The following is a 15,251-nucleotide window of genomic DNA, read 5'->3' on the forward strand; positions in this document are numbered from 1 at the left end:
CGTGAGTTTCTTACTCATTTGCAACCGGCCTTGATAAGACATACCAAGCTGACAATAGCATAAACAAAGCGACTGTTGTTGTAAGCGGCCACGCTGGTGACGCACCAAGATAAAATAATATGAAGCCTATTGCCATCCCCACACAGGCAATACATTTAACTTTACGCGAAATCGCGCCATATTGTTGCCAGTTTCTTAATGTTGGTCCGTAATGGCGATGATTTAAAAGCCAGGCTTCGAACCGCGATGAGGAGCGCCCAAAGCAATAAACAGCAACAATTAAAAAAACAGTCGTTGGCATCACGGGTAGAATCGCACCTATAATTCCAAGCCCAGTAAAAATTAAACCTGTGAGAAAGAATAGTACTTTCAGTACTTTGGAACCTTCAGTCATTCCCTGTGTGTTTTTTATTTTGTTGCTGCTCATTTTTATTTTTGGCTTATGCAAATGTTTTATCGACTAGCTCACGAACAAACGAAAATGCTTGTTGAGCAGCAATAAGCGCATTTTTTCTTTGTAAATCATCAAGCTCTATTTTATTGATTGAATTAGAAAACTGTTGCCATGCAGCACCGCGGCCTTGCTCGGCTGGTGCTAAATGTCTAGCGCCAAATGTCTCTGATAAATCAATACGTTTGGCGGCTTTTAATAAATATTCTGCACCGAGATTTGAGCCTTCAACTACATACAACCACGCTAAGCCTTGTTCAAATGAGAATGTGTGCTTATCAGCGTATTGCTTACGAATTTCATCGGCCTGCTGCTTAAATGATAAATCGCATAAATCATCGTACACAGCATCTAAGCGCTGCATACCTGCAAGCCCTGCAATGCAATCTTGAAACCTTTTATCATGATATAAAGGGGCGACCGTAATATGAAATGCTAGCTGTACTTGTAAAAACAATGCATAGCGTTCAATGCTTGAAAAAGGCCTTTTAGTCATAATCGCTTTATCTAAACCATCATGAATAGAAGATGTTTCTGCTTTAAACTGGGCTGTTAAAGTGTTCTCTTTAATTGTTTCCATATCCAATGAAGACATGATTAACTCCGTGTAGCTAATATTTAATTTATAAAAAATTCAACAGGTAAGGTGAGCGTTAATGTAGTACCTGCTATTTCGTCTGGGGGTAAGGGTAATGGTTCTGCACGTTTGACCAGAGCAAGTACCTCTTCATCAAGGGATGACACACCGCTTGCTCTAAATAAAGAGACTGCAATTACTTGGCCTTCTCGATCCATTGTAAATTTGACCCAAGGCACGCCCTGCTGACGTTTCAGTTTTGCCATTCGAGGATAGCGTTTACGTCTTTCAAGGTGAGCTGATAATTGCATTTGCCAGCGCTGCTTAGCCTCAGCTTGTTGCTTGCTAAATACATTACTTACTGGGCCTGTACGCTGTTCTGCTGGGGCTGCATCAATTGATTTTGGTGCAGTTGTCTGTGCAACAGCGCTGTCGTTCTGGGAATTTTGTTTTGTCTGTTCAACTTTCTCTTTAACAGGCTTAGCGTCATCAACAGCTGTTTTTTGCACTTTTTCAACTTTAGCTACTTTGGGTTTTTTAGTTACTTTAGGCTTTGTAATTTTAATTTCAGACTGCTTGGCGATAAGCTCTGGTTGCTCGACTTTTGGTTGTTCTTTTGGTTTGGGTTTAGGCTTACTCTCAGCTGAGGATTGACTTGCCATCTGTTGTTCAGGCCCCTCAGGTAGTGCATTTTTGGGTACTTTAGGTGCGGCTACCATACTAATGACGACGGCATCAGGCATTGCGGCATTTGCCGTTTGTGTTATTGCAACTGCTGGGCTCATAATAAAGTAAGCTGCAACCAATAGATGAACAACTAATACTGTTGAAACACAGAGTAACTGTAATTTACGATAGCCTGTTCTAAGCGTTGGCTGGCCAGCTATCATGCTCATTACTGCTGACTCGCTTGTGTTTTTTCTAGCCCAACTAACGCAATGTTCTTATAGCCTGCTTTAGAAAGAATATTCAGCAAATCAACAAAGTCCCCGTAATCCACACTGCGATCTGCGCGGATCAAAATTGCGTGCTCATTAGTGATTTTTTGCTGCAATAACGCTTCAACTAGTTCGGTTTTCGCGACAGACTGCTTTTCACCAATAACCAAAGACAAATCTTTTTGTAATGTAAGGTAAGTTGGTTTTTGTTCAGAGGCTTTCGTTTCAGAATCAATACTGGGTAGTTCAACAGGCACGCTAACTGTTGCTAATGGTGCAGCAACCATAAAAATAATCAGTAAAACCAACATAACATCAATAAACGGCGTGACATTAATGTCATGTTGTTCAACTAGTTCTTCATCATCTTGTTGTAAGTTAAAAGACACGGCTTTATTTCCCTGCAGCTTTGATTTGCTGATAGTCAATTAACTGCTCTAATGGTTTTGCTTGAGAATCTTTTGCTGATAAGTCTCGGCTAAGGATTGTCATTATGACAGTCACTGTGTCTAACAATTGCGATTTATAGGCTGTTATAGAGCGTGAAAAATAGTTGTACATTACAACTGCGGGTATTGCTGCAACTAAACCAAGAGCTGTTGCTAGTAATGCTTCAGCTATGCCTGGCGCGACAACAGCAAGGTTGGTTGTTTGTGTTTTGGCGATGCTAATAAAGCTATTCATAATCCCCCAAACAGTACCAAACAAACCAACAAATGGAGCAACAGAACCAATGGTTGCTAAAACCCCCGTACCTTTGTTCATATCTGCAGATAGCTCGGCTTTTACCCTATCTAATCGAGCTGCAACACGCTCTTTTAATGCATCACTTGTCGTTGCGTTATTACTACTTAAGCTAAGCTCATGTAGGCAAGCTTGAATTAATAGTTTTGCCGTACTTGGCTCTTGAGTTAAACCTTGTTCTGCCATTTTTAAGTTATGACTATTTAATAGTTTGACTAATAAAGCCCTGCCTTCACGTTTACTTTTATTAAGATAAATAAGCTTCGCGATAAAAATACCCCAACACACAATTGAAGCTAGTAGTAGGCCAATCATAACGGTTTTAACAATCACATCGGCTGCTAAATACATACCCCAAGGCGACAGATCATGACTAACAAAAGCTGCGCTATCGGCTAATTGTGGGTTATCTAATTTAGTTACTTGGCTTACTATTTCATTTACTGGGTCTTGCTCAGATGAATAACTATGCCCGGTAAAAAAGCCAACAAGAGCCACAAAAAGCACTTCTCCAAATTTCATTAAATCTACTCCAGCCAACTGACAAAAATGGCGAAAAAAATAAACGTCATATTTAATAAGACGCACCAAAATCATTTTCCCGTAATAAAAATTAAAATTTTTTGTCGACGGCGGGCATTTGCCTTAAGCGATTCGTTGTAATTCTCTGATTGAATGGAATGTTTTGAAAAGAGATTAGCCAAAAGTAGTAATTATCATATTTTAAACAACAAACTTGCCTTGAATAAATAACAATGATACGGTAATGATAATTGTTATCATTTGCTGTTGTTGGTAGGGAACCGCAGTGCTTAATTACACCGGTATGGATCTATTTGTTCGCGACAATCAATTTTGGTTATTAAGGTTTTTACAGAAGAAACTTAAACTTCATTGCCATCACGATGCACAAGACCTTTCACAAGACACATTTATTCGTGCTCTGACTTCGTCAATTGATTTATTTGAAGTGAAAGAACCCCGTGCTTACCTTGCTACAATTGCAAATCGTTTAATTATCGATAAAGCAAGACGTAAACGCATTGAGCAAGCCTACCTTGAAGCTCAGTTAGAGTCTTCACAAGAATATGCCCCTTCGTGTGAAGAAGTGCATGAAATGATTCAAAAACTAGAGGCGTTATCGCGCTTACTTGAAGGGTTAGCAGATAAACCAAGGCGCGCATTCTTAATGGCAAGGTTAGATGGTCTGAAGTATCAAGAAATTGCTCAGGAACTGAATATATCTTTGAGTATGGTGCAAAAATATATCGCTCAAACATTGCTTCATTGTCACAGTCAATTACTCGATTAAGCCATAATGTCCGTACAGTACCCAGACTACAAATCTAAGCTTGAACAAGCCGCAAATTGGTGTGTTTTACTCAATTCTGACAACTTCACCGATGCCGATATTCAAGCCCATAGTCAGTGGCTCAAAGCCGATCCTGAAAATCAAAAAGCTTACTCAGAATTGCAAGCACTGTGGCGCGAATTTGACAGCACTGATAACAGCCATTTTGATTCGAAAATCCTCAATAGGGTACTAGATAAAGATAAGCCTAAGTCTAATCATTTTGCTAAATCGGTCGTTTTATCGGCACTTTTTGTCGGGTTTGGTCTCATAGCCAGTCATGTAGGTCTAACAGGAATCAGTTCTGATTATTACACTCTAAAAGGGGAGCAAAAAACTGTTGAGCTTAAAGATGGCTCCATACTGACTCTCAACGCGCAAACCCAAGTGGATATAGAATTTAGTTCTAAGCAACGATTGATTAAGTTGAATCAGGGAGAGATACATTTAGTGGCAAAAACTAATTCAAGTTGGCCATTAGTGGTGGAGACAGATAAAGCAACGGCAACAGCCTTGGGGACACAATTTACTGTTAAACGCCACGAACAAGATACCTTTGTCGTTGTGAGTGAATCAAAAGTAGAGCTGTGCTATTTACCTGCTCAAAAATGTGTCGTAGGTAAGGAAGGTCAAGCAATGTCAGTGGCTAATAGTCACCTCATTGGGCCAACAGCTACAAACCCCGATATAGAATTAGCATGGTTAAATAATAGGTTAGTTGCTAATAATATGAGTTTAGCTAGGTTATTAAGTTTGCTTGAGCCTCATTATCAAGGCGTGTTTATTTACAACCAATCCGCACTTGAACATATCCGAGTTTCAGGTGTTTACCCAACAGACAATATTGCTATGGCGCTACAGATGATAGCGTCAGAACCCGCGGTGACCCATACCTCTGTCGCCAATTATTTTGAATATATCTCATTGAAATAAAATAAGTTATAAAATTAATTTCATTATTTAATAAATTTTATTACTGCTTTTTGATTTTACTGCGTCCTATTAATAGCTCTAAAAAATAATGAGAACTATTTATGTTACAAGGCCGCTTATCGCGTTTCATTTTTACAGTCTGGCTATGCTTGCAATTTACATTTTCTGCAAAGGTGTTAGCAGATCAAGCCCACCAACTTGATATACCGCAAGGTAGTTTGGCTGAAGCACTTAATACATTTGCCCTCCAAACAGGCATCTTGCTGCAGTTTGATCCTAAGCAAGTTGGCGATCTGCAATCAACTGGTCTAAAAGGTGAATTCGAACTTGATACGGGGTTCCAACAGCTTCTCTTAGGGACTGGCTTGTATGCCGAGAAAACGGCTAATGGAAGTTATGTTATACGTGCACTCTTAGCCCAATCAAATGGTGATATTTTACTCGATACCTTAGAGGTTCAGGCCACATCTAATAAGCGTATAGAAATTTATCAATCAGCCTCTTCAAATACTCAACTTGATCAAGCTCAGCTTCAACGTATTGCCCCACGTGATACATCAGATATTTTCTATAACGTTTCAGGTGTTACCACTTCCCAAACTCGGCAGGAGCCTGGGGTTGCAGTAAATGTTCGTGGCTTACAAGATTTTGGTCGAGTTAATGTGATGATTGACGGAGCTAGGCAGAACTTCAAACGAAGTGGTCATGGTGCCAATGGGATGGTTTATTTAGATCCTCAATTACTGTCGAATGTCGAAATTGCAAAAGGACCGGTAGGTGAAAGTGGTGGTGCTGGCGCGATTGCTGGTGTTGTAAATTTTAAAACGCTTGAATTTGATGATTTGGCGGCTCCCGGTAAAGATCATGGTACTAAGCTAGCCATTTCATCTGGCAACAATGCCTATCACATGCAAGGCTTATTAGCGTCTACTGTGCGTGTGGGAAAAGATCTAGAACTTGTTGCTGCGGTAGGACATAAGAATGTTGGCCGTTTTAAGCCAGGCCAACATGGTGGTAATGCTGATTCTAGTAATTACTTTAGCGCAATGAGTAACTTTACCGAGCAAGATAACTGGTCGTCATTACTCAAAGCTGATTACACAATAAATAAAGAGCAGTCAGTAAAACTTAGCTATATCGGCTTTTATGGCAACTTTGAAGAAGGCTCAACGACATCAGTAGATGCAGAGCCCGAAAGTAGCAGTTCACTTAATAACGATACGATTAAATTAGATTACACATGGGCTGCAAACTCAAATTACCTCAATCTTAATGCCAGTGTTTATTACAACCGCACTCAAATGCGTCAGCATGTTTATGAAATGGGAGAAAGCAGCAATCCCTACGGCGAGTTTAAATTGCAATATGAAACCAACACCCTAGGTATGGTTGTTGATAATCTTGCCTTTTTTAGTCTCAAGCATGATTGGTTAACACAACATGAGTCATTGTTATTAGTTACTTTAGGCGGCGAGTATTTTAAAGACTGGACAGAGCCTCAAGCAATACAGCAAACGCCAGGAACTGGCGACCCATCTTGGTTTACAGGTGCAACCCCAGAAGGTGATCGCTCTCTAGGCAGTGCTTATATTCAAGCAGATTGGCAATACGGCGAGCATTTTTCTTTTGAATCAGGTTTGCGCTATGAGCAATTTTCACTGCAAGGAGGTGGAGAAATATACTCTGGTTACATTCTTAACCCTCCCGGAGTTTCGCCTAGTCGCACTTTGATCTATACCGACTTTGACGTTGACCGGCATGAAAATTACCTTTCACCAAATATGCGTTTAGCCTATCGCTTTAACGATAAAATACAAGGCTACTTAAGTTCAGCTCAGGCAGTCAGGCCGCCTGAAATCACAGAAACCTTATTATTTGGTGCTCATGTTGGTAACTCTTTCCCTTTTTACCCAAACCCTGGACTTGAAGCTGAAGAAGCTTGGAATAATGAAATTGGTCTTAATTTTGAGTTGCTTGATATAGCCAAAGGCCACGATTTATTCATTAAAACAGCATGGTTCGAAAATACCATCGATAACTTTATTGTCCAAGGTCGCGTGATGAGACCTACTTCTATTGATGACAGTGGAATGACATTGAGTTATGTCAATTTACAAGATGAAATCCGTTTTGATGGCCTTGAACTGCAAGCTGATTATGAATCAAAAAGGCTATTTGCTGAGCTTAATTACACCAAAATGAATGTTGACCTTGGCAAGGGAGGCTATGATCCATTTCCTCTCGGCAGCCAAGTAGGTTATCCAGAAACAAGTATGGGTCAAGCTGGATCGGGAAGCTTGAACTATATCCCTCCACCAAAACACAGTGGTGCATTGACCCTAGGCTTAAAGTTATTTGAAGACACTTTAAAGTTAGGCGCTCGAATGCGTTACGAAGATAACGACGGTCGTGGTGGCAGCGCTTATGAAGACGTTGTTGACTGGAAAGTTTATGACTTTTGGTTGGAATATCAATTCACATCACAGTTTAAATTACGTATGTCGGTCGACAACCTGACCGATCTCAATTATGCCGAAGCAAATGGTACTTCATATTGGATTGCGCCTGGGCGCACCGCCACTGCTCAATTAACCGCAACATTTTAAATAATAAAGGAATAAAAATGCAACATACCTTTAAGCTAGCCCTTATTACCAGTGCATTGTTTAGCGCAAATCTTGCAAGTGCAGCTGAAATTAACCTACAACAATTACATGCATTTGGTACACCGCAGACCATTATGATGGGCGGCGATAAAGGCATGATGCCTGCAAAACCACCGACATTAAATACCCATAATGGTAAATTAATAGGTACTTTTCTTTCTGGTGGTGGTAGTGACTTTGCCACGCTAACGCAGTCGGGTATTTATAGCTTCACTCCCCAATTAACCGAAGGCGAGTTGACCGACTACATCACATATATAAACGAAGTTAATAACGACACGCTAGCCTTTGTAACGAATACCGTGGTTGATAGTCAGGGAGTTGTTTACGGTGGCGCAAACAGAACATTATTCAAATGGAGTGAAGGCGAAGTAATAGAGGATGCACTATCGCATTTGGATCTCTCTAGTATTAATGGGGGAGACTTCCGAGTACAAGGCTTGATGACAATAGATGCACAAGACAACATCTATTTTGCCGCTTATGAACGAGGTAGTGATTATAGTGCATTACTGCGTCTTAATAGTGAAGGTGAAATCGCAGTACTGATTGACTTTAGCCGTGATGAATACAAACAGGGCAATATTTTTACTAAAGGTGAAGCGCCTGCCTCACTGATATACAGTGAGCAAGATAATGCTATATATGGCCTTGCACATAAATCTTCAAAGTCTGATGGAGCAGGCAGTACCGAAGGCTTAGAAGATGGCGACTTCCCAAGCGGCACCTTGTTTAAGCTAGATTTAACCAATGTTAAAACGGATGGCAGCTCAGAAGTACAAATTTTAAAAACCTTTTCTAATAACCTACATGGTCTAATCGATGACCATACCTTAGCAACCAACTCGTTAGTAGAAAGCGGTGATTGGTTATACGGAACGTCAGCTAAAACAGTATGGCGTGCCCACAAAACCAATTTAGACGCATTTACCGTGTTACATACATTTGGTTCAGAACAAGATGAAGCAGAAACAAACCTAAATGGTAAAACGCCAGCGGGTCCACTTGTAGTTGCAGCAGATGGAAATATTTACGGTACAATAACCGCCGGAGGCAGTGACGATAATTCAGGTGTGCTATTTCGTATTAATCTAAGTACAGATGCACGTGATCTTGATAAAGAGCAAGACAATTTTCAGCTTGTACTCCACTTTGCAGATCAAGCTTCACCTTTACCAGTAGGTTTAACTGCTGGTGCGCGAGAGAATGGCGAACAAATTATTTACGGTGCCACCAATGGCGACGCGGTAAACGACACAGGAAGCGTATATCAATTCACTGTAAAAGAGCATGCCTTGGAGTTTAATACTCAAACCACTGAAATAACTTTAGGAGAGAGTGTTGAAGTCAACTGGCAGTCAACCAACTTAAGCCAATGTACTGCCAGTGGCGATTGGCAAGGTGCAAAAGAAACCAGTGGTACTGAATCAATTGAGCCAAGCTCTGAAGGTGAAAAATCTTATTTATTAAGTTGCCAAGACACTGACCAAAAAACACATGTTCAGTTAGTTAATGTGGTTGTAAATCCAAAACCAGAGCTGAACTTTACTTCTTCAGTTACCGAAATCACCTTAGGAGAAAGCGTAGAGTTAAATTGGCAAACATCTAACTTAAGCCAATGTACGGCTAGTGGTGACTGGGAAGGTACAAAAGAAACCAGTGGTACCGAAACTATCGAGCCAAGCACTGATGGCAACAAATCATACATTCTAACTTGCCAAGATAACGACCAAACTGACTATGTTCAAACTTTGGATATTTTAGTTAATCCTGCACCAGAGCCTGAACCAGAACCAGAGCCTGAACCGGAAGATAATAGCAGCAGTGGTGGGGCATTTGGCGGTGTAATCTTGGCTCTTGGCTTATTAGTTGGTAGGCGCTTTCGTAACAAAATTAAAAGCTAAATTAGCAACCAGTTTTGCTAATTAACCCAGTCATATCAATCTGGCGCGCAATTGATATGACTGTTTCAGACCTCTAGGTCATTACAAAAACAGAAAAGGAAATATTATGTCTATACAAGTTTCATATGGTGCAAATTATAGCTACGGCAGTTTAAATGACTTTTTCACCTACGCAAGTGAGTTTTTTACCGATACAACTTACGATGAAAGCATTGGTAGTTTCGCTGGTACTGAAAATCCAGATCCTATTGTAGATTTAGGTTTTTGGGGGAGCTTTGGCACATTCTCTGGCACGCAATTTGTGCAAGAGGGCACTTCAAGCGATGGCAGCCTAGGCTTTATCATTCAGGCTGCTGATGGTTCTTACTTAGATTACACCTTCTTCTCTAGCCCATCTCATACAATTTACGGTGAAATTGCCTCAATTTCCTTTGGTTACGGCATCACTCAAGATGCTAGCGGTGAATACAGCTTAACTGATGAGTTAGTTAGTTTCGATGGTCTAGATACCATAGGCTTAAATGCCGGTATTGATGCAAGCGGCAATGTGATTGACCGTACAACTGGTGACAATACCACCCATAACATTGTAGATGGCTTAAAAGATGCGGAGTTTGATTACTTCACTACTTTACTATCTGACAATGGAATTGACTTAACCCTAAACGACACAGGTGCTGCTAGCTTTGCATCACTTGACACTATTGGTGTTTCAAGCTTTGTCGAATACGAACTCGTTGCATAATCTAACTGCACTGTAGCTTTGCTGCAGTGCTACTTAAAACTTATTGAGCTAGCTATGAAAACACTCTGCATTTTTTTATTCACTTTGCCGCTTTCTTGTTTTGCTACCACGGCGGTTGACGATGTTAGTGTAAATTACCTGACTTCACTTCATTATAGTGGCCCTGAAGGTTGGCCTACGGCAGGGAAACCCTATGCACCCCCTATCTATAATGCTGAGCGAGACCAACTGCTGGGAATATCATCCACAGGACATGTAGATATTTTTGGTAACGACACTAGGGCAGCAAATATGTGGGGGCTGGCGCCGGTGCAAGGTCATTATTTTTCATTGGCTAAAGATATTAAATCATACGTGGGTTTTGCTGAGCATCCACAGCTTGATAGGCTTTATAGTATTGATTTAGATGGTAACATTTTTTATGTCCACTCAGATGGCAGCAATAAAAATATTGTTTTTGATAACAGTGAGGAAGAGCTTAGCAGTCAACCTAACGTTCAGCCTATTTTTGATCAGCAGGGGAGGCTATTGTTTATAGACACTGACGGCGAATCTTACTCGCGGTTAATGCGCTTAGACGCCGATAACACCCTGATTGAACTGCATAGATTTAACAATAACCCGCATGGCTATTATACTGGTGCGGGAGGTATGTTATTGAGTGGTAATACATTATTTGGCTATTTGGCCTACCCCAGAGGCACACCATTTTTAGATACACTCTCGATTGATGATGATTTTATTGTCGGCGCCCTCTACGCAATGGACTTAAGTAACGACCCAGTACAAAGCCCTGAAATTATACACGAGTTTACCTTAGCCGAGGGAGAAGTTCCGTGGACAAGAGGTGAAGCTGCGCGTATAGCCACCTATTTGGTTGAAGACCAACAAGGTTATTTATACGGCACCACGTCGGTAGGTACTTGTAAAACAAAAGGAATAATCGTTCATAATCAGCAAGAGGCAAAATTTGATAATGGCATTTGTGGTGGTAGCTATGCCTTATATTCTGTGACCGATAAAGAAAACCTCATCCATACAGAATATCCTCATTATGATGGCAGTAACCCTTTTGGCTCTGTATTTAGAGTAAAAAAAGATGGTTCTGATTTTGTGTTAGTGCATACATTTAGTGACCTAGATGGCAGTCAGCCCCGCGGACCAATGGCGATTACGGACAATGGCTACCTTTATGGTACAACGATGGGGGGCGGTGTCCATAAAGATGAAGTTATAAGCGTAAAGCAAGGTAACCCATATCCTTCACAATTTGGGGAAGTAACCGGGAATGGCACCATTTATCGCATTCGCCTCGCAGATATTAAAGTTGAAAATGGCGTGGTCGTTGAAAGTGGTTTTGAACATGTACACTCTTTTAAAGCGGGGATAGATGTTGATGCCGACGGCAAAGTGCCAACCGGTATTATGTTAGCTGCAAACGGTAACTTATACGGCACCACCTTATATGGTGGCCGAGGGTATACCGATAATTCTGGTAATAAATACCTCAATGATAAATTCGGTACTGTATTTGAAGTAGATTTAAGTGCTCAACAGCCGACAGGCTCAGTGTCAATCAGCATAACTCCAGGGACTATAAAGCAAGGAGAGCAAGCCGAAGTGACTTGGTCCAGTTTTAATGCAACAGACTGTAAAGCAACGGGGGAAACAGTGATTGGCGACTGGCAACCTGATTCGCCACTAGAGCCGCAAGGCAGTATGGTTATTTCGCCACAGACAGGGGTTTATACATTGACAGTTAATTGTAAGGATAGCGATGTGAATAGTCGTTTTGCTGCCCTAGCAACCTTGTATGTGGATGCAGAAGCAAAAGCAAAAGACAGTGAGTCACTTAGCTATGGTAATGGCGGCAGTTTAGACTGGCGTTGGCTGTTTTTGTTAACTGCGGCAGCATTGTTTAAACCAGTTCGTGCAACGAGGTTTAAATGAACGCTTCGCAAGCGCTTAGTAAACCACTTAAAGATGCTTTAAAGCTGCAAATGCGCAGTTTTTATCATGTTGCAGGGTTTAGTGCGGTCATTAATGTATTAATGCTGTTGCCTGCAATCTACATGTTGCAGGTTTATGATCGCGTTTTGAGCTCAGCAAATTTAGACACCTTATGGCTAATCTCTTCGATGGTTGCGGTATTTTTCTTATTAATGGGGGGGCTGGAGTGGATCCGGAGCCGAGTATTAATAAGCATTAGTCAACAATTTGATAAAACTTTACACAACCGTGTATTTAATGCGTTATATCAGCATCAACTTAAAACTGGTAACGCTAACTCAGGACTACTGATTAACGATCTTAATCAAGTTCGTCAGTTTATGACAGGGAGTAGCGTGTTTGCCTTTTTTGATGCGCCTTGGGCGCCTATTTTCTTAGTCATTCTGTTCTTTTTTCACCCTTTATTGGGCACGCTCGCATTGGTTGGTAGTTTAGTGTTATTTGCTTTGGCTTTAGCAAATGAATTATGGGCTAAACAGTCTCTAGTTTTAGCCTCACAAGCAACTACAAATGCTAACAGACTCGCCAGCGATATCATTAATAATGCCGAAGTTGCTCAAGCCATGGGTATGCAGCAAAATTTACAAGAACGATGGCAGTCAGAACACTGGGCTGGAATTTGCCATCAAAGTGAAGCGAGTAATTTAAGTTCTGTGCTTACTGCAACCAGTAAAGTTTTACGACTAGCATTACAGTCAATGATGCTAGGTGCAGGCGCATGGTTAGCTGTTGCGGGAGAAATAACAGCTGGAATGATGATTGCGGGCTCTATTTTGGCAGGACGCATGCTCTCGCCAGTTGAGCAATTGGTTGGTGCTTTTAAACAATGGCAATCAGTAAAGCAATCACAACAACGTTTAAATGGCTTGTTATGTCAATATCCATCAGTAAAGGAAGGGCTTTGTTTACCTAAACCAAGCGGTAAATTAACCATTGAGAACGCCACTTTAATCCCACCAATGGCTCAGCATCCTGTTCTTAAAAATATTAGTTTTGAGCTTGAACCTGCAGAAATTTTGGCCATTATAGGCCCCTCAGGTGCTGGTAAATCATCAATTGCGAGAATGCTATGCGGTATTTGGGAGCCGCGTATAGGTAAAGTGCGTTTAGATGGCGCAGATGTATTTCAGTGGAATAAACAAAGCTTAGGCCCTTTTATTGGTTATTTACCACAGAATGTGAGCCTTTTTGCAGGCAGTATCGCGCAAAATATTGCACGATTTGGCGAGGTGGATGATCACTTGGTGATTAAAGCCGCGAAGTTGGCTGGGGTCCATGACATGATACTCAAGTTAAGTAATGGTTATGAAACGCAACTAGGTGAAGCAGGAACCGGTTTATCGGGCGGCGAAAAACAGCGCATAGGTCTTGCAAGAGCAGTGTATGCTGATCCTAAGGTGGTTATTTTAGATGAAGCAAATGCGAATTTAGACGACAGCGGTGAGGCTGCGTTAGCAGCAACAATCAAAACGTTAAAGCAAGCTGGCAGTAGTGTGATATTCATAACTCACAGAGCGAATATTTTAGCTATGAGCGATAAAATATTGTTACTAAACAAAGGCCATGTTCAGGCATTTGGCGCTAAAGAAAACGTATTAAACGCCATGCAAAGAGCCAAACAAAGTCAACAAGGAGTGGCAATAGCATGAATGCTCAACACGGCATAGCAGGTCGTAAATACATTCTTTGGGGCTGGATTATGACGGCACTAAGTTTGGGTGTTTTTTTACTTTGGGGAGCCTTTGCACCACTGGATAAAGGTGCTGTGATTGAAGGTCAAGTTATTGTATCTGGAAGAAAAAAACAAATACAAGCTCCACAAAGTGGGGTGCTTGCCCAGTTGTTAGTGCAAAATGGTCAGTGGGTTGAGAAAAATCAGCCTTTAGTGACCCTCGATAACCGAGTCGCTAAAAGTCAGCTTGAGGCCGCAACAACTCAATATTATATGGCACTGGCAGAAAAGGAACGTTTATATGCTGAGTTTACACAAACGCCGAAGTTGCATTATTCATCAGCGCTAACCGAAATAGCATTACCACAAGCCGAAGAGGCTATGCGCTTGCATCAGCAATTGTTTGTACAAAGAAAAGCAACACAGGATGCTAAACTCTTACTGTTAGAAAATAACAAACACACTACGCAATCGAGAATTTTAGGCCTACAAAATGTGGTTGCCAGTCAGCAACAGCAATTGGCGGTATATAAAAACTGGCTTAGAGACACACAAGCTTTAGTTGATAAAGGCTATCAATCACAAGAAAAACTTTATCAATTACAGGCACAAGCTGCGGAGATCAGTGCTGATTCAGCAAATTCACAAGCAGAACTAAAAGCACAACAGGCCAGGTTATTAGAGCAAGACACTCAATTACAACAGACAATAAAAGCTTACAAACAAGATCTCAGTCAACAGATGGCTACCAATCAAGCAAGTATTAGTCATTTCAAACAGCAGATCATTACGGCTCAATTTAGCCTGGATAATAGTGAAGTTCGCGCACCAGCAGCGGGGCAAGTCGTAGGCCTTAATGCGTTTGGTGATGTAGTATCCCAATCACAATTATTAATGGAAATAATGCCTAAAGGCCAAACTCTTATTGTCGATGCGAAAGTACCAGTTCATCTAATTGATAGCATCTTACTTGGTCAAGAAGTTGATTTGCTATTTAATGCTTTTAATACCAGCACCACGCCAAAGGTAAAAGGCAATATAGATAGCCTGACACAAGATATTGTCAACGACCAACGAACTGGGCAACCTTATTATCAAGTAACTATTCGCGTCAATGAACAAGCGCTGCTAAAAGATTTGGTGTTACAGCCAGGGATGCCAGTTCAAGCATTTGTTAAAAATGGAGAGCGTTCGATGCTGAGTTATTTGTTTAAACCTTTTATTGATCGTATTCCTCATGCAATGGCTGATAATTAAAAA

At 41.0% G+C, this 15,251-nt stretch carries 13 protein-coding genes; 8 read left to right on the plus strand and 5 right to left on the minus strand.

What is annotated here, in order from left to right:
- Window positions 1-10: 10 nt before the first annotated feature.
- From NO991_RS01015 to exbB, 5 genes are read right to left on the minus strand one after another with little or no spacing between them, the layout of a single operon-like run.
- The gene (locus NO991_RS01015; protein ID WP_371351560.1) at window positions 11-427 is read right to left on the minus strand and encodes a YbaN family protein; all 417 of its coding nucleotides are present in this window, start codon (window positions 425-427) and stop codon (window positions 11-13) included.
- 13 nt (window positions 428-440) lie between these two features.
- Complete coding sequence (locus NO991_RS01020; RefSeq protein WP_235378199.1) at window positions 441-1,046, minus strand: biliverdin-producing heme oxygenase; 606 nt, start codon at window positions 1,044-1,046, stop codon at window positions 441-443.
- Between the two features lie 23 nt (window positions 1,047-1,069).
- Window positions 1,070-1,924 carry an energy transducer TonB gene (locus NO991_RS01025; RefSeq protein ID WP_371351561.1) on the minus strand — a complete coding sequence of 285 codons (855 nt, stop codon included), beginning with the start codon at window positions 1,922-1,924 and terminating at the stop codon, window positions 1,070-1,072.
- Window positions 1,924-2,355 carry a biopolymer transporter ExbD gene (locus tag NO991_RS01030; protein WP_235378200.1) on the minus strand — a complete coding sequence of 144 codons (432 nt, stop codon included), beginning with the start codon at window positions 2,353-2,355 and terminating at the stop codon, window positions 1,924-1,926. The genes NO991_RS01025 and NO991_RS01030 overlap by 1 nt, the downstream gene beginning before the upstream one ends.
- Before the next feature lie 4 nt (window positions 2,356-2,359).
- Window positions 2,360-3,232 carry a tonB-system energizer ExbB gene (exbB, locus tag NO991_RS01035; protein WP_371351562.1) on the minus strand — a complete coding sequence of 291 codons (873 nt, stop codon included), beginning with the start codon at window positions 3,230-3,232 and terminating at the stop codon, window positions 2,360-2,362.
- Between the two features lie 286 nt (window positions 3,233-3,518).
- Between exbB and NO991_RS01040 the strand changes: the two genes are divergently transcribed.
- From NO991_RS01040 to NO991_RS01075, 8 genes are all read left to right on the plus strand, one after another.
- Window positions 3,519-4,022 (plus strand): sigma-70 family RNA polymerase sigma factor, encoded by a 504-nt coding sequence (locus NO991_RS01040; RefSeq protein ID WP_371351563.1) that lies wholly within the window; start codon window positions 3,519-3,521, stop codon window positions 4,020-4,022.
- A gap of 6 nt (window positions 4,023-4,028) precedes the next feature.
- On the plus strand, window positions 4,029-4,994 hold the full coding sequence (locus tag NO991_RS01045) for a FecR domain-containing protein (protein WP_371351564.1): 966 nt from the start codon (window positions 4,029-4,031) through the stop codon (window positions 4,992-4,994).
- A gap of 101 nt (window positions 4,995-5,095) precedes the next feature.
- A complete protein-coding gene (locus NO991_RS01050; RefSeq protein WP_371351565.1) occupies window positions 5,096-7,600 on the plus strand; it encodes a TonB-dependent receptor domain-containing protein in 2,505 nt (834 codons plus the stop codon).
- Between the two features lie 17 nt (window positions 7,601-7,617).
- On the plus strand, window positions 7,618-9,564 hold the full coding sequence (locus tag NO991_RS01055; RefSeq protein ID WP_371351566.1) for a choice-of-anchor tandem repeat GloVer-containing protein: 1,947 nt from the start codon (window positions 7,618-7,620) through the stop codon (window positions 9,562-9,564).
- Window positions 9,565-9,670: 106 nt separating this feature from the next.
- Window positions 9,671-10,309: a heme acquisition protein HasA gene (locus NO991_RS01060; protein WP_371351567.1), complete on the plus strand. Its 639-nt coding sequence runs from the start codon at window positions 9,671-9,673 to the stop codon at window positions 10,307-10,309.
- A 54-nt stretch (window positions 10,310-10,363) separates the two neighbouring features.
- Entirely contained in the window at window positions 10,364-12,259 is a 1,896-nt protein-coding gene (locus NO991_RS01065; protein WP_194441260.1) for a hypothetical protein, read from the plus strand.
- Window positions 12,256-13,968 (plus strand): type I secretion system permease/ATPase, encoded by a 1,713-nt coding sequence (locus tag NO991_RS01070; protein ID WP_235378206.1) that lies wholly within the window; start codon window positions 12,256-12,258, stop codon window positions 13,966-13,968. Before NO991_RS01065 ends, NO991_RS01070 begins: the two co-directional genes overlap by 4 nt.
- On the plus strand, window positions 13,965-15,248 hold the full coding sequence (locus tag NO991_RS01075; RefSeq protein ID WP_194441262.1) for an HlyD family type I secretion periplasmic adaptor subunit: 1,284 nt from the start codon (window positions 13,965-13,967) through the stop codon (window positions 15,246-15,248). Before NO991_RS01070 ends, NO991_RS01075 begins: the two co-directional genes overlap by 4 nt.
- The last annotated feature ends 3 nt before the right edge of the window (window positions 15,249-15,251 follow it).

It is taken from the genome of Pseudoalteromonas sp. DY56-GL22 (assembly GCF_041414715.1).
Classification (GTDB): domain Bacteria; phylum Pseudomonadota; class Gammaproteobacteria; order Enterobacterales; family Alteromonadaceae; genus Pseudoalteromonas; species Pseudoalteromonas simplex.

What these genes read in the sequence shown, in the direction of transcription:
- NO991_RS01015 (WP_371351560.1), bottom strand. Translation starts at nt 427, where the DNA reads ATGAGCAGCAACAAAATAAAAAACACACAGGGAATGACTGAAGGTTCC.
- NO991_RS01020 (WP_235378199.1), bottom strand. Translation starts at nt 1,046, where the DNA reads ATGTCTTCATTGGATATGGAAACAATTAAAGAGAACACTTTAACAGCC.
- NO991_RS01025 (WP_371351561.1), bottom strand. Translation starts at nt 1,924, where the DNA reads ATGAGCATGATAGCTGGCCAGCCAACGCTTAGAACAGGCTATCGTAAA.
- exbB (WP_371351562.1), bottom strand. Translation starts at nt 3,232, where the DNA reads ATGAAATTTGGAGAAGTGCTTTTTGTGGCTCTTGTTGGCTTTTTTACC.
- NO991_RS01045 (WP_371351564.1), top strand. Translation starts at nt 4,029, where the DNA reads ATGTCCGTACAGTACCCAGACTACAAATCTAAGCTTGAACAAGCCGCA.
- NO991_RS01050 (WP_371351565.1), top strand. Translation starts at nt 5,096, where the DNA reads ATGTTACAAGGCCGCTTATCGCGTTTCATTTTTACAGTCTGGCTATGC.
- NO991_RS01055 (WP_371351566.1), top strand. Translation starts at nt 7,618, where the DNA reads ATGCAACATACCTTTAAGCTAGCCCTTATTACCAGTGCATTGTTTAGC.
- NO991_RS01060 (WP_371351567.1), top strand. Translation starts at nt 9,671, where the DNA reads ATGTCTATACAAGTTTCATATGGTGCAAATTATAGCTACGGCAGTTTA.
- NO991_RS01065 (WP_194441260.1), top strand. Translation starts at nt 10,364, where the DNA reads ATGAAAACACTCTGCATTTTTTTATTCACTTTGCCGCTTTCTTGTTTT.
- NO991_RS01070 (WP_235378206.1), top strand. Translation starts at nt 12,256, where the DNA reads ATGAACGCTTCGCAAGCGCTTAGTAAACCACTTAAAGATGCTTTAAAG.
- NO991_RS01075 (WP_194441262.1), top strand. Translation starts at nt 13,965, where the DNA reads ATGAATGCTCAACACGGCATAGCAGGTCGTAAATACATTCTTTGGGGC.